Origin of the sequence: Maritalea sp., assembly GCF_047634455.1 — a bacterium.
Taxonomy (GTDB): Bacteria; Pseudomonadota; Alphaproteobacteria; order Rhizobiales; family Devosiaceae; genus Maritalea.
The window spans coordinates 21,918-43,533 of record NZ_JBLIAI010000017.1 but is presented as its reverse complement, the minus strand read 5'-3'; the positions used below and the strand labels follow the sequence as shown (position 1 = coordinate 43,533).

General features: G+C 52.6%; 19 protein-coding genes. 8 read left to right on the top strand and 11 right to left on the bottom strand.

All coding sequences use genetic code 11. From position 1 onward, the window contains the following. Positions 1–23 precede the first annotated feature (23 nt). The gene (locus ACJAZW_RS06745; protein ID WP_415156347.1) at positions 24–3,482 is read left to right on the top strand and encodes a chromosome segregation SMC family protein; all 3,459 of its coding nucleotides are present in this window, start codon (positions 24–26) and stop codon (positions 3,480–3,482) included. 311 nt (positions 3,483–3,793) lie between these two features. On the opposite strand, the gene ACJAZW_RS06740 is transcribed toward ACJAZW_RS06745, so the two are convergent. Next, positions 3,794–4,285 carry a GFA family protein gene (locus tag ACJAZW_RS06740; protein ID WP_415156345.1) on the bottom strand — a complete coding sequence of 164 codons (492 nt, stop codon included), beginning with the start codon at positions 4,283–4,285 and terminating at the stop codon, positions 3,794–3,796. Between the two features lie 285 nt (positions 4,286–4,570). Continuing rightward, complete coding sequence (gene mutL, locus ACJAZW_RS06735) at positions 4,571–6,421, bottom strand: DNA mismatch repair endonuclease MutL (RefSeq protein ID WP_415156343.1); 1,851 nt, start codon at positions 6,419–6,421, stop codon at positions 4,571–4,573. Positions 6,422–6,521: 100 nt separating this feature from the next. On the opposite strand from mutL, the gene ACJAZW_RS06730 reads away from it, so the two are divergent. Beyond that, the gene (locus ACJAZW_RS06730) at positions 6,522–6,977 is read left to right on the top strand and encodes a nucleoside deaminase (protein WP_415156341.1); all 456 of its coding nucleotides are present in this window, start codon (positions 6,522–6,524) and stop codon (positions 6,975–6,977) included. Here ACJAZW_RS06730 and ACJAZW_RS06725 read toward each other — a convergent pair. From ACJAZW_RS06725 to purD, 4 genes are all read right to left on the bottom strand, one after another. Beyond that, positions 6,940–7,812, bottom strand: coding sequence for a patatin-like phospholipase family protein (locus tag ACJAZW_RS06725; protein ID WP_415156339.1), 873 nt, complete (start codon positions 7,810–7,812; stop codon positions 6,940–6,942). The two genes, ACJAZW_RS06730 and ACJAZW_RS06725, sit on opposite strands and share 38 nt — an antisense overlap. Positions 7,813–7,987: 175 nt before the next feature. Continuing rightward, positions 7,988–8,764: an enoyl-CoA hydratase-related protein gene (locus ACJAZW_RS06720; protein WP_415156337.1), complete on the bottom strand. Its 777-nt coding sequence runs from the start codon at positions 8,762–8,764 to the stop codon at positions 7,988–7,990. Then, positions 8,754–10,403: an AMP-binding protein gene (locus tag ACJAZW_RS06715; RefSeq protein ID WP_415156335.1), complete on the bottom strand. Its 1,650-nt coding sequence runs from the start codon at positions 10,401–10,403 to the stop codon at positions 8,754–8,756. Before ACJAZW_RS06715 ends, ACJAZW_RS06720 begins: the two co-directional genes overlap by 11 nt. A 151-nt stretch (positions 10,404–10,554) precedes the next feature. Continuing rightward, on the bottom strand, positions 10,555–11,823 hold the full coding sequence (purD, locus tag ACJAZW_RS06710; RefSeq protein ID WP_415156333.1) for a phosphoribosylamine--glycine ligase: 1,269 nt from the start codon (positions 11,821–11,823) through the stop codon (positions 10,555–10,557). A gap of 105 nt (positions 11,824–11,928) precedes the next feature. On the opposite strand from purD, the gene xseA reads away from it, so the two are divergent. The 3 genes from xseA to ACJAZW_RS06695 are packed head-to-tail and all read left to right on the top strand — an operon-like array spanning position 11,929 to position 14,830. Continuing rightward, entirely contained in the window at positions 11,929–13,419 is a 1,491-nt protein-coding gene (gene xseA, locus ACJAZW_RS06705; RefSeq protein ID WP_415156331.1) for an exodeoxyribonuclease VII large subunit, read from the top strand. A gap of 46 nt (positions 13,420–13,465) precedes the next feature. Continuing rightward, the gene (locus ACJAZW_RS06700) at positions 13,466–13,681 is read left to right on the top strand and encodes a DUF2093 domain-containing protein (RefSeq protein WP_415156329.1); all 216 of its coding nucleotides are present in this window, start codon (positions 13,466–13,468) and stop codon (positions 13,679–13,681) included. A 12-nt stretch (positions 13,682–13,693) separates the two neighbouring features. Then, complete coding sequence (locus ACJAZW_RS06695; protein ID WP_415156327.1) at positions 13,694–14,830, top strand: hypothetical protein; 1,137 nt, start codon at positions 13,694–13,696, stop codon at positions 14,828–14,830. Here ACJAZW_RS06695 and ACJAZW_RS06690 read toward each other — a convergent pair. From ACJAZW_RS06690 to ACJAZW_RS06680, 3 genes are read right to left on the bottom strand one after another with little or no spacing between them, the layout of a single operon-like run. Further along, positions 14,827–15,543, bottom strand: coding sequence for a lysophospholipid acyltransferase family protein (locus tag ACJAZW_RS06690; protein WP_415156325.1), 717 nt, complete (start codon positions 15,541–15,543; stop codon positions 14,827–14,829). The two genes, ACJAZW_RS06695 and ACJAZW_RS06690, sit on opposite strands and share 4 nt — an antisense overlap. Before the next feature lie 6 nt (positions 15,544–15,549). Beyond that, the gene (locus tag ACJAZW_RS06685) at positions 15,550–15,780 is read right to left on the bottom strand and encodes a DUF4170 domain-containing protein (protein WP_415156323.1); all 231 of its coding nucleotides are present in this window, start codon (positions 15,778–15,780) and stop codon (positions 15,550–15,552) included. 29 nt (positions 15,781–15,809) lie between these two features. Further along, a complete protein-coding gene (locus tag ACJAZW_RS06680; RefSeq protein ID WP_415156321.1) occupies positions 15,810–16,622 on the bottom strand; it encodes a 3'(2'),5'-bisphosphate nucleotidase CysQ in 813 nt (270 codons plus the stop codon). A gap of 245 nt (positions 16,623–16,867) precedes the next feature. Here ACJAZW_RS06680 and ACJAZW_RS06675 point away from each other — a divergent pair, with 245 nt between their 5' ends. After that, positions 16,868–17,377 (top strand): DUF6101 family protein, encoded by a 510-nt coding sequence (locus tag ACJAZW_RS06675; RefSeq protein WP_415156319.1) that lies wholly within the window; start codon positions 16,868–16,870, stop codon positions 17,375–17,377. Between the two features lie 41 nt (positions 17,378–17,418). On the opposite strand, the gene ubiA is transcribed toward ACJAZW_RS06675, so the two are convergent. Beyond that, positions 17,419–18,348 (bottom strand): 4-hydroxybenzoate octaprenyltransferase, encoded by a 930-nt coding sequence (gene ubiA / locus ACJAZW_RS06670; RefSeq protein WP_415156317.1) that lies wholly within the window; start codon positions 18,346–18,348, stop codon positions 17,419–17,421. A gap of 72 nt (positions 18,349–18,420) precedes the next feature. Between ubiA and ACJAZW_RS06665 the strand changes: the two genes are divergently transcribed. Together ACJAZW_RS06665 and ACJAZW_RS06660 are read left to right on the top strand one after the other, a co-directional pair. Next, on the top strand, positions 18,421–19,173 hold the full coding sequence (locus tag ACJAZW_RS06665) for a 16S rRNA (uracil(1498)-N(3))-methyltransferase (protein ID WP_415156315.1): 753 nt from the start codon (positions 18,421–18,423) through the stop codon (positions 19,171–19,173). 90 nt (positions 19,174–19,263) lie between these two features. Beyond that, positions 19,264–20,634 carry a glutamate--cysteine ligase gene (locus ACJAZW_RS06660; protein WP_415156313.1) on the top strand — a complete coding sequence of 457 codons (1,371 nt, stop codon included), beginning with the start codon at positions 19,264–19,266 and terminating at the stop codon, positions 20,632–20,634. Here ACJAZW_RS06660 and ACJAZW_RS06655 read toward each other — a convergent pair. Then, positions 20,631–21,518, bottom strand: coding sequence for a LysR family transcriptional regulator (locus tag ACJAZW_RS06655; RefSeq protein ID WP_415156311.1), 888 nt, complete (start codon positions 21,516–21,518; stop codon positions 20,631–20,633). The genes ACJAZW_RS06660 and ACJAZW_RS06655 overlap by 4 nt on opposite strands. Positions 21,519–21,616 lie beyond the last annotated feature (98 nt).

The following is a 21,616-nucleotide window of genomic DNA, read 5'->3' as shown; positions in this document are numbered from 1 at the left end:
CGCCACCTGAAACGGGGGACGCGATGAAATTTTCGCGTCTGCGGCTCACCGGTTTTAAGTCCTTTACTGATCCTACCGATCTTCATCTTGAACCGGGGCTTACGGGCGTCGTGGGGCCGAACGGGTGCGGCAAGTCCAATCTCGTTGAGGCCATGCGTTGGGTGATGGGCGAAAGCTCATACAAAAATATGCGCGGCTCGGGCATGGACGACGTTATCTTTTCAGGCAATTCCAATCGCCCGGCGCGCAACAGCGCTGAGGTCACGCTTTTCCTCGACAATAAAGACCGCACCGCACCTGCCATTCTCAATCACGAAGACGAACTGGAAGTCACCCGCCGTATTGAGCGCGATCATGGCTCTGTTTATCGCGTCAACGGCAAGGAAGTGCGTGCCCGTGACGTGCAGCTATTATTTGCAGACGCGTCCACCGGCGCGCGATCGCCCGCCATGGTGCGCCAAGGGCAAATAGGCGAGCTGATTTCAGCCAAGCCGAAACAACGTCGTTTGATTTTGGAAGAAGCTGCGGGTATTTCCGGCCTGCATTCGCGTCGTCATGAAGCAGAATTGCGGCTACGCGCCGCAGAGAGCAATCTTGAACGTGTCGATGACATCATTACAGCTGTTGATGTTCAGCTCGAGAACCTAAAACGCCAAGCCCGCCAAGCAACACGTTATCGCAATATTTCCGGCGATATCCGCAAAGCCGAAGCCGCATTGCTACACCTGAGATGGGTGGCGGTTAAGGTGAAGGAAAAACAGACCGAAGCCGAGCACACTCGGTTGGTGAATGTGCTGGCGGACGCAACCCATTTGGACTTGGCCGCTAAGAAACGCCTTGATGCATCCGAAGAACAATTACAGCCGCTACGGTTGGCCGAGGCTGAAGCCGGGGCGACGTTGCAGCGTTTCCGCATTGCGCTGACCCAACTGGAAGAAGATGCCAAACGCGCGAACCAACGCAAAGCCGAGCTTGAAGGCCGCTTGGTGCAAGTCAAAGTTGACGCCGCACGCGACACAGACCTGATTGGCGAAAGTCGCGAATTGGTGGCAAACCTTGCCGATGAAGAAAAGCAGTTGAACAGCGATGCAGCGAATGCGTCAGCTGATAATGAGCAAGCACAAGCGGATGCTGAGCGCACCAAGATGTTGGTGAGCGCGGCAGAAATCACTCTTCGCGAGAAGGCCGATAAACTCAGCGAAATCCGGGCCCACAAATCGTCAACTCAACGCACATTGGACGATGCAAATGCGCGGCTGGAAAAATTAAATCAGCAATTGGCCGATGTGGCCGACGAAGCCGAGAAAATCATCAAAGCCTTGTCACAAGACAAAACCCTGCAAGCCCGCCAACAGGCTCTAACGGCAGCGCGCTCTGAAGCCGAACGCGCTGAGGGTGATGCGGACAAAGCAGAAGCTGCAACACGGCAAGCCGAAGCAGATTTGAATGAAGCGCGCCCAGCACTCACAGCGATGGAAGCCGAAATCACCAAGCTAGATGCGGAAGCCCAGGCGATCAGCAAAATGCTGGAGCTGCACGACCAGTCTTTGTGGCCCGCTATTGTTGATGCGCTCCAGGTGGATGCAGGTTATGAGACCGCACTAGGCGCAGCCATTGGCGACGATCTTGATGCGTCGTCCGACGAGGCGGCCCCTTTATTTTGGTCGCAGCCGGGCGATCATGATGCAGATGCGGCGTTGCCTGCCGGAGCCGACCCATTAAGCCAATTTGTGCGCGGTCCAGAATTGCTGAAAAGACGCCTCAACCAAATCGGCGTTGTTAACAAAGCCGACGGCGAACGGCTGATGCGGTCTTTGAAGCCGGGACAGACTTTGGTTACCCAAGACGGTGACTTGTGGCGTTGGGATGGTTTTGTGGCCCGTGGTGATGCTCCAACTGCCGCTGCGCAACGTTTGGCACAGCGCAATCGCTTATCCGATATTGACGCAGAGAAGAATTTGCGAACCCGTTCTCTGAATGATATTCGCGCCAAGGTGCAAGCCAAGTCCGAAAAATTGGCTGCAAGCCGCGAGCAAGAGCGCCAGTGCCGTGATATATACAAAGATGCCCAACGCGCCATCAGCGCCGCACAAGCAGCCGTGGAAGCCGCGCAAAAGGGCCTTGTGGACCTCACATCGCGCCGCAGCGCGTTAGAAGAAGCAAACATTCGCCTCAAATCGAGCCGCGACGATGTGGTCTTGATGGTCAAGGATGCAGAGAACGCACTTACGACCATCGAAGATGATCAGGAACTTGCCCGCACAATTGAAATGGAAAACATGAACCTGTCTCGTTTGCGTGAGCAAGCGGATCAAGCGCGTCTTCGGCTCGCAGGTTTCAAAAATGCGGCACGAATGCGCGAACAGCGTTTGGTTCGAATTGCCAGCGAACGCGGATCTTGGCAAAAGCGCTTAACCGATGCAGAAGCGCACTTGGCGTCATTGACCTCGCGTCAGCAGGAAATCGACACGCAATTGGTTGAGCTCAATAGCGCACCGGATCAATTCGCGGCCCAAAGACTAGCGCTTGAGGACAAAATCGACGATGCGGAGCAGGCCCGAAAACGCGCCGCTGACGCGGTGGCGTCAGCTGAACAAATGCACCGCGAACAGGACCGCGATGCGCGGGATGCTATAGCTGCCCTATCCAGAGTGCGCGAAGAAATCGCCCGCATCGAGGAACGGCTCAAATCGCTTGGGCAACAGCGTCTGCAAGTTGAACAGAACGTCATTGAAACTCTCAATGTCAGCGCCAATCGCACCGCTGAAATTGCAGGCATTAAACCAGAACATCAATTGCCCACTGAAAGTGCCATTGAAGCAAAACTGGAGCGGTTAAAACGCGAGCGCGAACGTTTGGGTGGCGTCAATTTGCGGGCCGAGCAAGAAAGCATTGAAACCCAAGAAAAGCTCGACACGATGGTCGCGGATCGAGACGATCTGATTGCCGCCATTGCCAAATTGCGCACCGGCATTTCGAACCTGAACCGCGAAGGCCGCGCTCGGCTGACTGAAGCTTTCCACAAGGTCAATGCGCATTTTACCGAACTATTCACCCAACTATTTGGCGGCGGCACCGCAGAACTGACCTTTGTTGAAAGCGATGACCCGCTGGAAGCAGGACTTGAAATCATCGCCCGCCCACCGGGCAAAAAACCGCAAACCATGACCCTGCTTTCGGGTGGCGAACAAGCGCTGACGGCCATGTCGCTGATCTTTGCGGTGTTCCTCACCAACCCCGCACCCATCTGCGTCCTTGACGAAGTTGACGCGCCTTTGGACGATGCAAACGTTGAACGTTTCTGCAATCTCTTGGATTCAATGCGCGAAAAAACAGAGACCCGCTTTGTGGTCATCACCCACAACCCGATCACCATGGCCCGCATGGACCGCTTGTTCGGCGTCACCATGGCCGAACGCGGCATTTCTAATTTGGTCTCGGTTGATCTAACGACAGCTGAGACTTTTTTGGAGGCGGTTTAAACTATTTGGTTTTGATCCCGGCTCAAGGCCGGGAATGCCTGCGGGGTTAACTCCCACTTTCCCCTTGGCTGCCCCGGCTTGATCCGGGGTCGGTTTGTTTTCCTTGTAACCTGATCCCGGCTCAAGGCCGGGAATGCCCCATGGAATGGGCGCGCGTGGGCGTATTTCTAAAGCCCTCATGGTGAGCTTGTCGAACCACACCGGTGAAACACACTTGCACCCTTCGACAAGCTCAGGGTGAGGTGGGAGCTTTGTGTTTGAATGGGCAGAGCCCACATGAAGCCGAACGGAGTAGTGCAAAGCCAGTTACTTCAACCCTGAGCCGCTTCGCGTTGAACTTTTCGCCGTTCTATGCTTTCCGGGCGCCAAGTTGTTTTCACATCATAATATGTTTCAACCGCCGGGGTGTCGGGGGGCAAGATCACCCATGGATGTTTGGTTTTTGTGTAGATGTGGACATCGGGCGGGAATTTGGCTGAATTGTCCAACGTGCCAACCCTTACAAAGCGAACAAGGTCGCCGATGACAAGATAGTTGCTCCACACAGCAACCTGGCATTTGGGACATCTGGCAATGCGTTGGCCGCTACCGCCTGGTGATTGGACCAAGATTTCGTTGACCTCGCCTTTTGTCACTTCCACACGATCTTCTTCAATCAAGGCATTAACCGCGTAGCTTCCGCCAGTTTGTCGTTGGCACCACGTGCAGTGGCATCCGTGTACAATCAAAGGCTCAGACAGCATTTTGTACCGCACATGGCCACAGGTGCAGCCGCCCTCAAAACTTGTCTCTTTATCCGACATGGTGTGCTCCTCCAAAAGCTTTTCAAAGTAAGTGGGATCGTGCCACCAATGTCAATGTGAACCGCAATCTTCGTCAGGTAATGAAGTTTTTCCGGTTTTGGTCGATCCCGGCTCAGGGCCGGGAATGCCGCCTAGGGTGTTTAGGGCGATCCCGCATCGAGTGCGGGAATGCCTGATGGGCTAGCTCCCACTTTTCCCCTTGGTTTCCCCGGACAACTAAGTGGCGTTCACGCCACGCAGGCTGATCCGGGGTCATCTTAACAGCAGGAAAAGCCGCAAACTCGGTTACCGTCGTCCAAACAATTTCTCAATATCCACCTTACTCAGCTGAACATAGGTTGGGCGGCCATGAATGCATTGGCCTGAATGCGGCGTTGCTTCCATTTCGCGCAAAAGCTTGTTCATTTCTTCGGCCCGCAGGCGGCGGCCAGAACGTACCGAACCGTGGCAGGCCATGCGGGCGGCGATTTCCTCAAGCCGTTCCATGACGATGGAAATATTGTCCCATTCAGCCAGCTGGTCGGCGACGTCATGGACCAACTTATGCACGTCTGAATTGCCCAAAAGGGCAGGGGTCTCATAAACCGCAACGGCAGCAGGGCCAAAACGTTCTAGGCCCAATCCCACATGCGACAGCGCCTCGGATGCATCTTCCAAACGGGCGCAGTCTTCTTCCGGCAAATCGATCACGACAGGGATCAGGTGTTTTTGCGCTGGAACGGGGCCATTGTTCAATTCTGCCTTGAACCGCTCATAAACCAGCCGTTCGTGCGCGGCATGCTGGTCAACCACGATCAAACTGTCCCGAGACTGCGCAACAATATAATTTTCAAACAATTGCGCACGCGCAACGCCGAGCGGGTGCTCGTCGCTCATCATATTTTGGGTGGCGGACAAGTCCGCGCTGTCCAAATCTTCCATCCGGGCGCTCGGGGTATTCAGCCCATCCATGCGCGGCATGTTTGGTGACAAAACCGAGGGGCGATAACCATAGTCACCCTGATATTGCATCGTGCGATTGACCTGCGGATCAATCGAGGGTTGTCCCGTTTCACCCAAGCCATAAGAAGGCGGTGCTGGTTGCCCGGCGACACCGGGTTGAAACGCCGCCAGAGTAGCGTCTGACACGGTTTTTGATGCGCGAAAACCCGCTTCGTCCAGCGCATTCATCAACCCCCGGATCACCGCCGCGCGGATAAAGCCGGGGTCGCGAAACCGTACCTCAGACTTTGCTGGATGCACGTTTACATCCAGATCAGCAGAGGGCATATCGATGAACAGCGCCACCACCGGAAAACGATCACGGTGCAAAAAGTCAGCGTAAGCACCGCGTACGCCGCCGATCAAAACCTTGTCGCGTACCGGGCGGCCATTGACGAAATAAAACTGCGCCAGCGAATTGGCCTTTGTGTAAGTCGGCAACGCTGCCATGCCCGTTACATGCACAGGGCCTCGGTGATAATCAATCGGCACCGCGTTGGTGGCAAAATCATTGCCCATGATCTGCCCGAGACGGTTTTTAGCGGCGTTTTCCCCAGTTTGGGCGGGCCAATTAATGGTCTGCCGATCCGAGCCTTGCAAAATAAATTGCACATGCGGCTCAGACATCGCCAAGCGGCGCATAATGTCCGTTGTGGCGTTGGCTTCAGCACGATCAGATTTGAGGAATTTCAGCCGGGCAGGCACGTTTTTGAACAGGCTTTGCACCTCCACAACAGTGCCGTGCGGCATTGGGTTGGGGGAAATCACAAGGCGTGGCCCGTCAAAACTCAGTTTGAGGCCCAATTCTTCGTCTTTGGGGCGTGTCGCAATGCTCAGCTCCGCAACGGCGCTGATGGACGCGAGTGCTTCGCCGCGAAAGCCCAGCGTTTGAATGTCGTCTAGCGCATCGTCTTTTAGTTTTGAGGTTGCGTGCCGCGAAACGCTGAGGCGCAAATCATCTTCGCCCATGCCAAAGCCATTGTCTTCGATCCGGATCAGCGATTTACCGCCCGCAGCCGTGGTCACCACAATGCGTGTCGCGCCCGCGTCGAGCGCGTTTTCCACCAATTCTTTGACGATGCTTGCCGGGCGCTCAATAACCTCGCCCGCCGCAATCTTATTCACCAAATCGTCGGGCAATTGCCGAATGCGCATAGGTCGTGATTCTCCTTCGCGCCTAACCTAGCGCTAACGATCAGGCTTTGCATCTTTGCTTTTGTTGTGGCAAAGCTTCATCAACAAGCAAAGTGATGTAATGACCACAACTGACAAACCCACCCCCATGCAACAGGCGTTAAAAATGGCGCAAATAGCGGCTGACAGCGGCGAAGTGCCTGTTGGCGCGGTGGTGGTTTATGATGGCGAAGTAATCATCAAAGTCGCCAATCGCATGAAAGCGCTCAATGATCCGACCGCCCATGCGGAAATGCTGGCGATACGCGAGGCGTTAAGCGTTGTGGGAACGGGGCGATTGGCCCAGTGCGATCTGTATGTAACGCTTGAGCCATGCACCATGTGCGCCGGTGCGATTGCCCATGCAAAATTGCGTCGGGTCTATTATGGCGCGGATGATCCAAAAGGCGGGGCGGTGGAAAATGGCGTCCGGTTTTTCAACCAGCCAACGTGTCACCATCAGCCTGAAGTGATTGCAGGTCTAAACGAAGTTGAGAGCGCTACCCTGCTTCAGCGGTTCTTCCTTGCGCGGCGATGAATATGTCGATCTTTTCGGTAAGCTGCGCTTTAAATCGATCTTTGACTTCGTCACCAGCCGCAAGGGCTTCCCGAACGCGCCAAAACTCGTAAGCATCGATATTACGCACGTTGGGCTTCACATAAATATCGGGCGGATATGCTCCAAGCGTTTGCGCGGTGAGCGCATGCATCATGATTTGGGCCGCGCCCATGCCAATATCAATTGTTGACGGCGTTAAGCTTGGGTCGGTCAGAAGCGGATCACCATTCACGTCAACGCCGATAACGATGTCCATATCTTGCGACGCATAATCAAGTGGCAGCGGATTAACAACGCCGCCATCGACCAGCATGCGGCCTTCATGGATGACGGGTTTGAATAGGCTTGGAATAGCGATTGATCCGGCAAGCGCTTTGTCCAACCGCCCTTCATGAAAAACCGCTGGGTGCCAAGAACGATAGTCTGTCGCGATCACGCGCAACGGAATTTTTAAATTCCTGAACCGCCTTGGGAATGGTTTTGGCGAAAAAGCGCCCAAAACGCGAAGAGCGTCAAACTGCATCGAAATGCCGTTCTGAAACATCTCCCTAATATCATAGACTTGGGTTTTCCAAAGCCGAGAACTCAAGGCCCGGGTTGAACCCAAAACGTCCAATGCGTGCTCACGAATTTCGCGGCCCGACATTCCAAATGCCCAGCCGGCGCCAATAAATGCGCCAATGGATGTACCTGCGATAAGGCTCGGTTTGAGCCCCATTTCATCCATCGCTTCAATAATGGGAATATGGGCTAAACCACGTGCTGCGCCGCCACCAAGAGCGACGCCAATTCGAGGACCGTACAAGGTCGTCATCTTCGTCACCTAACTCTACTTTACTGCCCTGAACTTATCACAGTCAGGTTAACAATTTTGCGAAGTGCTGCAAAAAACCCTCCAACATCATAGTTGGTGGATTTTTGTGGTAAATTCAATTGCTGGTGCGCAAAATAAGTGCTGAGTGCTTCACTATACCGCGATGTTTATTGGTTTAGTGCCCCAACCAAACGGGCGCGCGCTTTTCGATAAAAGCTGTGGGGCCTTCTTTTGCGTCGGCCGTTTTGCCGATGTTGGCCATTTGGAGGTCATTTTCAACCCACAATGCCGTTTCTGCTGCTTTAGCAGCCAAGTCAGACAAGGCCAGACTGGCAAGCAAGGACAAGGGGGCGTTTTGGGCAATTTCTTGCGCCAATTCGTGCGCAATTTGTGCGCTGGTGCCATCTGCGGCGATCTGATTGATGAGCCCCCAAGCAAGGGCGTCGCTGGCGGAAAATGGTTTTCCTGTGAGCAGAATTTGATTGGCAATAACCCGCGGCACACGTTGACCCAGCCGAATGGCACCACCGCCAGCCGCCACCAAACCCAGTTTGGCTTCCGGCAGCCCGAATTTGACACTTTGCCCAGCAATCACCATGTCGCAAGCCAACATCAGTTCAAATCCGCCTGCAAGCGCCGCACCTTCCACGGCCGCAATCACCGGTTTGGTGCGCTGGCGCTTTACAAAGCCAGCAAAGCCATATTCCCCGAACAAGATATTGTCGCCTGCGCCAGCGATAAAAGCTTTTAGGTCCATACCCGCACAAAACACCGGGCCGTTAGCGCGCAATATTGTGCACTGAATCGATGGATTTTGTTCCACCTCGTCCACCGCATGCCGCAGCGCGTTGCACATTTCAACGTCAAAAGCGTTGCGTTGATCTGGCCGGTTCAACGTAATCGTTGCTACGCCATCTTGGTGTTCCAATAAAATCACCGGCTCAGGGCGCATTTGACATTTCTTCCTCGGCGCGCTGCCGCAGTTCTGCCCGGATAATTTTGCCTGTGGTTGTCATCGGCATATCGTTTATGAACCGGATGGCGCGAGGATATTCGTAGGCGGCCAATCTGTTCTTCACTTGTGCCGCAATTTCGTTTGCCAAATCAGGGTGCGGCGCAAAGCCGTCGGCCAATTCAATGTAGGCTGCCACAATTGAGCCGCGGACGGGGTCAGGCATACCCACCACTCCTGCCAGTTTGACGGCGGGGTGCGTGAGTAGGCAATCTTCAATCTCAGCCGGACCAATCCGGTATCCCGAGGAGCTGATCACGTCATCATTACGACCAACGAACCGAATGCGACCGCTCTTGGTTTTGTGGCCCTTATCGCCAGTCAGCATCCATTGATGGCCATTAATTTCAATGAACTTTTCTTTTGTTGCTGTGGGGTTGTTCCAATATTTCAAAAACATGACTGGATCGGGCGCCCGAACCGCAATGCTGCCTTCTTCGCCATATCCTAAAAACTGAAGGTCTTCTTCATCAATCAGTTTGACGTCATGTCCTGGCACGACAAACCCCATCACGCCCGGTTCCGCTTCGGCAAGTGCCACGCAACTTGAGATCACCATGTTGCATTCGGTCTGGCCATAGAATTCATTTATAGTGGTGCCAAAAACCGCGTGGCCCCAGTCAATTAGCTCTTTGCCCAGCGTCTCTCCGCCGCTTGCAACAGATCGTAAATTGAGTCGATACTTGTCCGCATTTGGGTCCTGGCGCATCATTTTAAGCGCAGTGGGTGGCAAAAAGACATTGCGGACCCCGTGGTCTTGCATCAACTTAAATGCGGCGGTGGCGTTAAACTTTTTGAAGCGCCGCGCAACAACTGGAATGCCATGATGTAGCGCGGGCATTAAAACATCCAGCAATCCGCCAATCCATGCCCAGTCAGCGGGGGTCCACATCCGGTCGCCTTCTTGGGGCAAAAAGTTGTGGCTCATTTCAACACCGGGTAAATGACCAAGCAAAACGCGATGGGCGTGCAATGCGCCCTTTGGTTTGCCTGTTGTGCCAGATGTATAAATCAGGATCGCCGGTTCATCGGCCTTGGTTTCCGCAGCTGTAAAATCGCTGGATTGTGCCGCGCAGGCTTTTAGGAGGTCGATTGCATTCTCTGTTTCACCGTCAACGCTTAGGACTTGCTCTAAATCAGGCAGCTGAGCGCGAATTTTGGCGATCACTCTTGCGCCGTCCGCATTGGTAATGATTACTTTTGCACCAGAATCCTGCAACCGATGCAGCAACGCATCCGGGCCGAAAAGCGTGAACAGGGGCAGGGAAACGGCACCCATTTTGGCAATTGCAACGTGGGCGGCAGCTGTGGCAAAGCTTTGCGGCAACAAAATACCGATCAGCTCACCTAGTTGGGCAAATGGCGTTAGGACGTTGGCAAGTTGGTTGGAAAAACTGCGCAATTGTCCGTAGGTGAACTCCTCAAAGCTCTCATCCTCTGCAATATCGATTATAGCCAATTTTTCGGGCGACTTTTCCGCGATGCGATCACAGATATCCACGCCGATATTGTAAAAGACCGGGATATCCCATTTGAACCCATCGCGTGTCGTTTCGATATCATCTCTATTAATCAGCATTCGTTTCTCCCAAGGCGCAAATGAACGGCAGCTCTTTCAATTTGCCAATAACAGTAACCTCAGTTTGTTGGAAAATGAAAGTGGTGCAATGAAGAAAAATGGCCGCTGTAATGCAGCAGGCCATAGATGATGCTTTGGTCTTGAAATTGGCCTAACCCCGCTCAATTGCCCGCCAAGCGATATCTGTGCGGCAAAAGCCTTCGGGCCAGTCAATTTTGTCAATGGCTGCATAGGCGCGGTCGCGGGCTTCTTGCACATTTGCGCCTTTGGCGGTGACATTCAACACGCGGCCTCCGCTGGAAACGAGTTTGTCGCCATCACGCTTGGTGCCCGCATGGAAAATTTTGACATTGTCATTGTCGATCGTGTCGAGCCCCTTGATTTCTGTGCCCTTTTCGTAAGAACCAGGATAACCCTTTGCTGCCATCACCACAGTAAGGGCAACACCATTGTCGAACACTGGCGTTTCTTCGTCCAATGTGCCATCCGCGCAAGCAGTCAACAGTTCCACAATGTCAGATTGCAGCCGCATCATCAGCACTTGGCATTCAGGGTCACCAAACCGCACATTATACTCAATCAATTTTGGGCCTTCAGCCGTAATCATTAACCCAGCAAACAGGACCCCTGCAAAGGGCGTGCCTCTGGCGGCAAGCCCCTTAATACTTGGCTCGATGATCTCTTTGCGGGTGCGCTCCATCATTTCAGCCGTCATCACCGGGGCAGGGGAATAGGCGCCCATGCCGCCTGTGTTCGGGCCTTTATCGCCATCATACGCGCGTTTATGGTCTTGGGCAGAAGGCAGCAACACAACGTTATTGCCGTCGCTTAGTGCAAACACGCTGGCTTCTTCGCCAACCATGCATTCTTCGATCACAACCGACGCACCAGCGTCGCCAAAAGCACCATCAAAGCAATCGCGCACGGCGGCTTCGGCTTGTTCTATGGTTTCTGCAACCGTCACGCCTTTACCGGCAGCCAAGCCGTCGGCCTTGATGACAATCGGTGCGCCTTGCGTGGTCAAATAGGTGAGGGCTGGCTCTAGCGCGTCAAACTTTTTGTATTTTGCGGCCGGAATATTCATCTCGTCGCACAATTGGTGGGTGAAGTATTTAGAGCCCTCAAGCTGCGCTGCTGCCTGAGATGGGCCGAAAACCTTGATGCCGCATTCGCGCAATATATCGGCTAGGCCATCAACCAGCGGCTGCTCTGGACCAATCACCACAAATTGCACATTTTCCTCGGCGCAAAACTCGGCAACCGCTGCATGGTCTTCAACGTCCACCTGAACCAGTTTGCCGCATTCTTCCATGCCCGCATTGCCCGGCGCGATGAAAAGTGTGTCGGTGTGTTTCGACTTTGAAATTGCCCATGCCAAAGCATGTTCACGACCGCCAGAACCAATCAGCAAAATGTTCATATTGTTGTCCAGATATCTAAAAAATTGCCCGTTGGCGCTCCCATATCATGTTGATGGAGTTGCGTCACCCTTGACGCCACCAAATATCCGTTGCACGAGGAAGCTATGGAAGATACGAAAACCAACGCCCACGAATTCACCGTCACCGAAATCTCGCAATCGGTCAAAAAGACCGTTGAGGATAAGTTCGGCCATGTGCGTGTGCGCGGCGAAATCTCAGGTTATCGCGGTCCCCACGCATCGGGGCATGCTTATTTTGCTTTGAAAGACGAAAAAGCCAAAATCGACGCTGTAATCTGGCGCGGTGTTTTTTCCAAACTCGCGATTAAGCCCGAAGAGGGCATGGAAGTTATTGCGACGGGCAAGCTGACGACTTTCCCCGGTTCATCGAAATATCAAATTGTTATCGAACATGTTGAGCCAGCAGGCGCTGGTGCTTTGATGGCTTTGCTCGAACAGCGCCGCAAACAGCTGGCTGCCGAAGGCCTGTTTGATGCGGATCGCAAACGCGAATTACCCTATTTACCGCAAACCATTGGGGTGATCACGTCGCCAACAGGTGCCGTTATTCGCGATATTTTGCATCGATTAGACGACCGTTTTCCAACCCATGTGATTGTTTGGCCCGTACGCGTGCAGGGCGATACATGCGGGGCTGAAGTGTCCCGCGCCATTGAAGGCTTTAACGCCATGACCCCGGATGGGCCGATCAAACGTCCAGACCTATTGATCGTCGCGCGTGGCGGCGGCTCGATTGAAGACCTATGGGGGTTTAACGACGAAGTGGTGGTGCGCGCGGCTGCAGCGTCGCAAATTCCACTGATCTCTGCGGTGGGGCACGAAACTGATATTACGCTGATCGACTATGCCTCAGATAAGCGCGCACCCACGCCCACCGGGGCGGCTGAAATGGCCGTTCCGGTTAAGGCTGAACTGGTCAACTATGTCGAAGATTTGGGCTCACGCACCCGCAATGCGCAATTGCGCACCCTGTCGAATTTTAAAGACCGGATGCGAGCCATTGCCGCCTCGATGCCAAAGGCGCAGGAACTGACAGCTACTGCCCGTCAGCGCCAAGACATGGCGACGCTGCGGCTCGGCAACGCGCTTACACAATTCGTGCAGCAAAAACGCGCACAACTCGGCGCGCTTGCGCCCCGGGTTTCGGCCAATGCAATTGAGCAGCGGCACAAAAACTTGCATGAGCGGTTGGGCACTTTAGGCGCGCGATTGGATCAGGGCCTAAAGCAACCCACCAGCCGTGCTCGTTTGCAACTTGATCCAATGACGAAGGCCATGGCACCTGCGTTTCAAAGGCTGATTGATAAACGCAAAGCAGTGCTCGAAAGTCATGCAAAACTCCTCAACTCTTTGAGCTATAAAGGTGTTTTGAGCCGGGGTTATGCGCTGGTGCTTGATGCTGACGGACAGGTTGCGCGCTCCGCTACTGCGTTTGCGAAGGGCGATGGCGTTACCCTGCGTCTGCACGACGGCGATGTTGCCGCGATTATTGCGGATGCACCGCCGACAAAAACAAAGAAAACCGCTAAGCCAAGCCCGAAAAAAACAGACAACGGGCAAGAAAGCTTATTTTGATTTTTTGTTCGGGGTCACTTATATGTGAGCCAGACAAGAGGATAAGATGAATATTTTTGAACCAACATTTGGTCAGCGCGAAGCAAAACTGCGCTACTTGGACGCCGACTTTTCCGTCATCGAGCCGGGCCATTATGTGACCTGTGCCGTGACGGGGCAAAAAATCCCGCTCGAAGAATTGAACTATTGGAGCGTCGATAAACAAGAGCCATATATTGATGCTGTTGCATCTATGAAAGCCAATTCCGGCGATAGCAAATAGTCTGGCAAAATAGTGCGTGTTCTGGTTATTTCAAACGGCTATGGCGAAGATGCAATGGCCGCTATTCTCGCACGAGAACTTTCCAACCATGTTGATCTAGTTGAAGCGCTGCCAACGGTTGGTGCTGGTAAATCCTATGAAGGGGTTTGTGAAACAGTTGGGCCGCGGGGGAAATTGGCGAGTGAAGGTCACCGTAAGGTGGGCTCGCTGTTCAAAGATTTTCAACATGGTCTCGCGCTTACTGCTGTAAAACACGTCAAATTCATGCGCGACAATCGTGGCCGTTGGGACAAAGTGGTCACCGTCGGCGATATTATTGGCCCGCTCTTGGCTTTTGCAGGTGGCCATAAAGTTGATTTGCATCTCGACGTTTATAATTCGGGTTATGCGCGGCAATATTCGGTGGCTGAAAAACAGGCGTTGAAGCGATGTGTGTGCAAAGTCTTGTGCCGCGACGACATTTTGGCGGGCTCACTGCGCGCATTGAATATCGACGCTGGTTTTGCTGGCAACTTGATGATGGACACCGTTCCTGAATTGGATTTGGACATTGCGTCGCTAATGACCGGCAAGATTGCGATAACGCTGTTGCCGGGCAGTCGTGAACATGCACCAAAACTGTTTGCAGTGGAAATGGAAGCGATCAACCGCTTATCGCAAAAGCATCCACTGATTTTGTTTGTGCCGGTGGCGCAAGGTGTTGACGTCGGTACTTTGATCCAAAAGGCAGGTTTGCGAAATCTTATTGATCAGAACTTGCTCGGCGAACAGCATTTGGCCATTGCAGCCACGTTTGACCAAACTGAAGTGCATTTCTTTGAAAAGGGTATCGGCACACTGGCACGCCAATCCCGCGTAGTTGTGGGACAGGCGGGCACCGCAGGGTTTCAAAGTGCGGGTTTAGGCATTCCGGTTATTGCGCTAGTGCCAGAAGACGCGCGTCCCCAACGTGTGCGCCGTAACGAGCGGCTGATGGGGGAGAGCCGCATCACGTCGCCGGTGGATGCAAACCAAATCGCAAATAAGCTTGAACCATTGCTCAAGGACGCCAAGGAAGCAGAACGGCGCGGCAAAATTGGCATTGAGCGCATGGGACCACCCGGCGCGCTAGACGCCGCCGTGCGGATTATTGCAGGGTCTGCGAATTAAGCCTTTTGGTCCGCCAACTCAAACGCACGCGCTGTGGTGCGATCAAGCTTCATCGCGAGCTCTTTTGAAAAAGGCTCTAAATCTTTTGCAGATTTTGGCACCCAAATTGGCTCGTCAATACAGGCTGTGATCCGCGAGAACGGATGGTTGATCTGCATTTTGTCCCAAACTTTGTCCAAAACCGTGCGCCGAGAACTTGAAACGGCGTAAGGGATAATCGGCCGACCCGAAAATCGCGCCAGCAGCGCAATCCCATCACTTACATTTCGGCCCGGAACGGGCGGAATGTCAGCCGTGATGCCGATTGATTGACCGCGCTTCATTTCGCGTAGCATTGCGCGCATCGCGGCCATGCCGCCGGTGCCTTCATCTTGCTTGAAGCTGGCACCAGACCCATCAATTGACGAACAGCCAAAGCTCTCAGCCGCTGCGGCAACAATTTGCCCGTCAGGGTGGCGTGACGTCAAAATGGAGAGTTGTTTGGCGACGGGCACCAATTTCATGCCCATCATGCCTTGCCCATGCCAACAACAAAAGATGGCCGGCATCAAGTCAGCAGAGATGTCATGGGCGTTGGGTGGGTCGTAAACGAACTTGGAGGAAGCGGAGGTAAACCGCAAATAGCCACCAAGGACGTGCCAACCCAAAAAACGACGGAATCCCTCGCTTTCGAAAAACCCTGCTTTTTCAGGTTGGTGGACGTCGGTACTCATGGAGGACTATTTCTTGCCTGGGTCGAGCAAGCGGTGCAAATGCACAACGAAATAGCGCATATGCGCATTGTCCACAGTCATTTGGGCTTTTTGTTTCCAAACCGCCGCCGCAGCCTCATAGTTTGGATAAACGCCAACAATGTCGACTTCGTCAAGATCGCGAAATGTCATATCGTCAAGGTCTTTGAGTTCACCACCAATGACCAAATGCAAAAGCTGTTTGTTTTCTTCGCTCACAAAGTTTCCACTTCACTTAAAAGCTATTTTTATGCTGGGCATCCATAAATGGAACGCAGCACCTCATGAATGTCGTCTTTTAGACTGTCCTCAACCATTGCTGCAATAGCACCATGGCGAATTTCTTGCTTATTAAAGGTCGGCGGCCCACAGCACACATCTTCAAGACTTATGCCGCATTCTTGCAAGATCAAACTTGCAGAAGCAATGTCCCAATCCTGCGCGCCGCGACGCGACACAGCAATATCCAGTACACCAGTGGCCACTTGCACCAGACGAAGCGCCAGCGAGCGGATCGCAGGACCGCGTACAAACGAAATGCCGCGCGCTTCCAACTCGCGATGAACCGCGCCCGGCGCAGGCATGATTGGTCCAATATTGCCAAGGCGTGCACGTCGGCGGATCGGTTCACCATTTAAGTACGCGCCACCGCCCGCAATTGCTTCATAAAGTTCGTCACGAATTGGTGCGTAAACAACCCCAGCCACCGGTCGGCCTTTTTCCACAACAGTAATGCACACTGTCCAGCCGTCGTCGCCCTGTAAATAACCGCGTGTGCCATCAATTGGATCAACAACAAATATCCGATCCTTGTTCAGGCGCTCCAGATTGTCTGCCGTTTCTTCGCTCAGCCAGCCATAGTCTGGGCGTTCAGCACACAAAGTCGCTTTAAGATATCGGTCAACCGCATAGTCAGCTTCAGAGACGGGGGAGGCATTTTCTTTCGTCCAGGTTTTTACGTCTTGGCGAAAAAAACCAGTCGCGATGATACCAGCGCTTACCGCCGCGCTGCGGATTAATTCCAAATCATCTTCAAATTCGAGCGCGACTTCGTGCGGCATCCATGGCTCCTTAAGGGCAATAGTGCCCGGTGAGACTGATATGTGACCTTTATATAAGGCGCAAGCATGCCGTTTCGGTTAATCAGCCGTTATACCCGGTCATAACCTGCTAACCCTCTTTGAAACAACGAAAATTTAACCGCATTTTTTAAGCGGATTGGAGAAACTCTTCTGTAGGTTAAGCCTCAACAACGAGAAGCGAAAAATTAAAAACAGCTCTCGAGTTAACAGGAAGGCACAAGAACATGCTGCAAGGCACAACAGTTAAAGGGTCCAATGTGATCCTGAGCGGAAAGAACGGGCAAAACCTGCCTGCACTCCGACCGGCTAATGATAACGCACCTAAAGAAGATGTGAAGACTGTAACGGTCCGCAAAACATTGTCCAAAAGTGGTGTCCCTATCAAAATGAAGGTTCCCGTTTCTGAGTATGTGGGGGTTGCGATTGCAACAACCATCTCGGACGAGGGCATTCTGACGAGTTCGATTGAGTTGGTTCATTCAGACAGCGATTTGAATTATCGGGTGTTTGAAGAAGAAGGTAACCACGCTGTGGTTGCTGAATGGCAAAACTGGGGCAAAAAACTCCTCTTGCCTTTGTTTATCCGGGCCGGGAACGGCGATTTGGTGCCTTACACCCAGCATGTTGGTGGTGTTCTATTGGGCAACCAAACAAACCGTCGTCAACTCGCTCAGCAGGCGAACCGTCGCCCACAATTCTTGAATAAACGTAAATTGGGTTTAGTATCAGGCTAGAGTATTACAGCACTTTGGGTCGAGGTTTTGAAACTCCAAATTCAAAACCTATATTCGATGAATAAGCTAAGTGCCAGTGCCAGCCCGACCCAATGATTTGCTTTAAACCGGACGAGGCAGTTCAAGCCTTGGTCCGGTTTTAGCGTTGCAATTTGCCACGCCAGCAACAACGGAACAGCCCAGGCAGCATAAAGAAATATTTTGCCAACCCCCGCACCATCCACAGCAAACCACCACAAAATCAATGCACCAACATAGAATGCAGCAGTGATTTCACGCGCATATTTGCCAAACAATCGTGCGGTGGATTTGACCCCAATCAGCACATCGTCTTCGCGGTCTTGCAGGGCGTAAATCGTGTCATATCCAATGGTCCACAAAATCGACCCTGCATAAAGCCAATAGGCCGGATAGTGCAGGGTGCCAAACATGGCCGCCCACCCCATCAATGCTCCCCAATTGAACGCAAGCCCCAAAAATAGCTGCGGCCAATAGGTGATACGCTTCATAAACGGGTAAATCACCACCAGAATGAGCGAAGAAATGCCCAAAAGTTTGGTGAAATCATTGAATTGCAGCAGCACAACAAGACCAATTAGGCATTGAATGACCAGAAAAACAACCGCTTGTTTAACGCTAACTTGCCCAGAGGGGATCGGACGGGAGCGGGTGCGTTCAACTTTATCGTCGATATCGCGGTCAACAATATCGTTCAGCGTACAACCAGCACCGCGCATGGCCACCGCGCCGACAAAAAACAGTGCCAGATAATACCACGAAAATCCGGTTTGTGGCCGCGCAACCGCGGCAAGTGCAAGACCAAAGGCGCAAGGCCAAAATAGCAGCCAAAAGCCGATTGGCCGGTCCAGCCGCGCCATGCGTAAATAGGGTCGCAATGCACGAGGTGCAAACAAGTCTACCCAGTTTTTCGCTGCAGCATCGGCAACACGATCAGATTTTTGTTCACTCATAATCACATTTTCTGTATCAGCTAATAGGAACGCTAATAGGCGTTGAACTTTTGTCAATCAAGCGTGAATGCTATGCCCCGTCATCACAAGAATTTAAATCGCTTATTTATCGAAGTCGATCTTCGTGTCGGCAAGCCGTTCAAATTGGATCAGCCGCAAACAAATTATTTGCTCAATGTTATGCGCAAAAAGCAAGGCGACCAAATTGTTCTTTTTAATGGTCGAGATGGTGCATTTTTGGCAGAGATTGCCGAAGCACACCGCAAAGGTGCAACCGTTGCGGCCATTAAAGTGCTCGCAGCTCAAACGCCCGCGCCTGATCTATGGTATATGTTCGCGCCATTAAAGTCTGCACGGCTAGACTATATGGTGCAAAAAGCCACTGAGATGGGGGTCGGTCACCTACAGCCCGTCATCACTCAACATACACAGTTAGTTGGTGCGCTAAAGATCGACAAGATGCGCACACACGCGATTGAAGCCGCAGAACAATGTGAAGTTCTTAATGTGCCAAAAGTGCATGACCAGTTATCACTGGTGCAACTGATTGAGCAATGGGAACAAGTTCACCAAGGTCGCAAACTGGTATTTGCGGATGAAAGCGCGCCCGCAGAGGGCGCGTCGCAAAGGTTGCTGGACATCAAAGACCGGCCAATCGCTTTGCTGATAGGGCCTGAAGGTGGATTTTCGGGCGCCGAACGTGAACTCTTACTCAGCCAAGAGTTTTGTGTGCCGATTAGCCTTGGGCCACGCATATTGCGCGCAGATACGGCTGCGGTTGCGGCATTAGCCATCATTCAATCAAATATCGGTGATTTACGATAAAAGGATTGAAACATAAATTTTGCGCGCTATTGTCGGGCGCACATTTGGATAAATTCGGGTTGACGCCCGTTCATAACAAACGGATTTTTTATGTCAGCTTCACCTGTCGCCAGCCCATTGATCGAATCTAAAGCGGATTTGATCGAAGCCCTGTCTAAAGGTGTGCGGCCAAAAGAAGACTGGCGTATTGGCACAGAGCACGAAAAATTTGTATTTGGCCGCAAACGGCGCCTGCCAGTGCCTTATGAAGGTGATCGCGGAATCAAAGCGATTCTTGAAGCCGTTCAGGAAAAAACAAACTGGACGCCATTAATGGACAAGGGCAATATTATAGGCCTTAAAGATCCAGTAGATGGCGGTTCAGTTTCGCTGGAGCCGGGCGGACAGTTGGAATTATCCGGCGCTCCGCTGGAGACTTTGCACGACACCTGCATGGAAACCGGCAATCACCTAAAAATGCTGCGCTCCATCACGGACGATATGGGGCTTGAATTTTTGGGATTGGGTGTTGCACCAACATGGTCACTTGACGACATGCCGATGATGCCAAAGTCTCGCTATGCCATCATGAAACCCTATATGGAAAAAGTGGGAACGCTGGGCACATCAATGATGTTCCGCTCGTGCACAGTTCAGGTCAATCTTGATTTTTCGTCAGAACAAGACATGGTGAAAAAGCTGCGCACAAGCCTTGCATTGCAGCCCATCACCACAGCGATTTTTGCCAACTCGCCATTTGTTGATGGCAAACCATCTGGATACTTATCTTATCGCAGCCATATCTGGCAAAACACAGACAAAGACCGCACCGGCATGCTGCCTTTCGCTTTTGAAGACGGTATGGGCTTTGAGCGCTATGTTGACTATGCACTTGATGTGCCAATGTATTTTATCATCCGCGACGATGAGTATATCAATTGCGCGGGCGAAAGTTTCCGTGCCTTCCTGGACGGAAAATTGCCACAACGCCCGGGTGAATTGCCAACAAAAGCCGATTGGGAAGATCATCTGACGACCATTTTCCCCGAAGTTAGATTGAAAAGTTTCTTGGAAATGCGCGGCGCAGATTCAGGCCCATGGGAAGGCATTTGTGCCATGCCAGCGCTTTGGGTGGGTGTGCTTTACGACCAAACATCCTTGGATGCTGCGTGGGATTTGGTTAAACATTGGACAGAAGAACAACGCGATCAACTGCGTGTCGATGTTGCAAAAACGGCATTCCAGGCGGAAATTGCAGGGCGAAAAGTCGGCGAAGTTGCCCGCGACATGCTCGAGATTTCCCGCGCTGGTTTGGCTGCGCGAAGCCGGAAAAACTGGGAAGGCTTTGACGAAGGCGTATTCCTTCATCCGGTTGAACGTGCACTTAAACTGGAAAAATGCCCGGCCGAAGTGATGCTCGAAGCATATCGCTCCATTTGGGGCGGTGATATCGACAGAATCTTCACCGAGCACTTGTTTTAATCAGCAAGCTCTTCAGCCAAAAAGTCGAAAACCCGTCGGATTCGCCGACTGGTTTTGAGTTCTCTATGTGCAACCAACCAAACCGGGAATTTTAGGGGTTTGAAATCTGGTAAAACCCTTTGCACTTGTGGATCGAGGTCGCCAATCGCAGCATCCAAAACGCCGATTCCCACCCCGTGTTTCACCAATTCCCACATCACCAAATAGCTCTGTGTCAGCACCGGGAAATTCTTTTCGGTCAGATTGAACCCGACAGCGTTCAAACCTTGCATCACCATATTTGCGTGATCCAAACTGATGAAATCTGCGTTGGACAGATCCATGGCTGTTGTCGGGTGGCCGATCCGCTCTAAATAGACGGGGGAGGCGTAGAGCTGCGTGTGCATGTCGCGCACTTTTTTGGCGTAAAGGTCAGGTTCCGATGGACGGAAGTTGCGGATAGCAATGTCAGCTTCCCGACGTTGCAAATCACTCGCATGGTTCGAGACGACGATTTCTATCTCAATGCCGGGCTCTAACTGCCGCAGCTTGGCAATAATCGGCGGCAGGACCACCGCTGCGTGTGTCTCAGCGGCGGCGATACAGACTTTGCCTGCAATGGTTTGGGATTGGCCATATGCACAAAGTGAAAAGCGATTGGCGGCAGCGTTCATTTCTCGCGCATGTTCGAGCAGCGCCATCCCAGAGGGAGTAAGTTGTATGCCCCTACCATCGCGCTCGAATAGGGTGAGGCTAAGTTCGGCCTCCAAAGCCTCAACTTGTCTGCCAAGCGTTGGTTGTGCCACGCCCATCGCCCGCGCCGCGGCTGAAAGTGAGCCTTCTTCGGCGGCGATCAAAAACGCTCGCGCCCGGTTCCAATCAAATTTCGTCGATTTCCATTCCATGCATTAATGCATATCAGATCAAGAAAATTCGTCAATTACGTTGAGGGGAGGTGGGTGGTATGTGCAGCACAACAATTGCTCATGCAAGGAAACGAAAG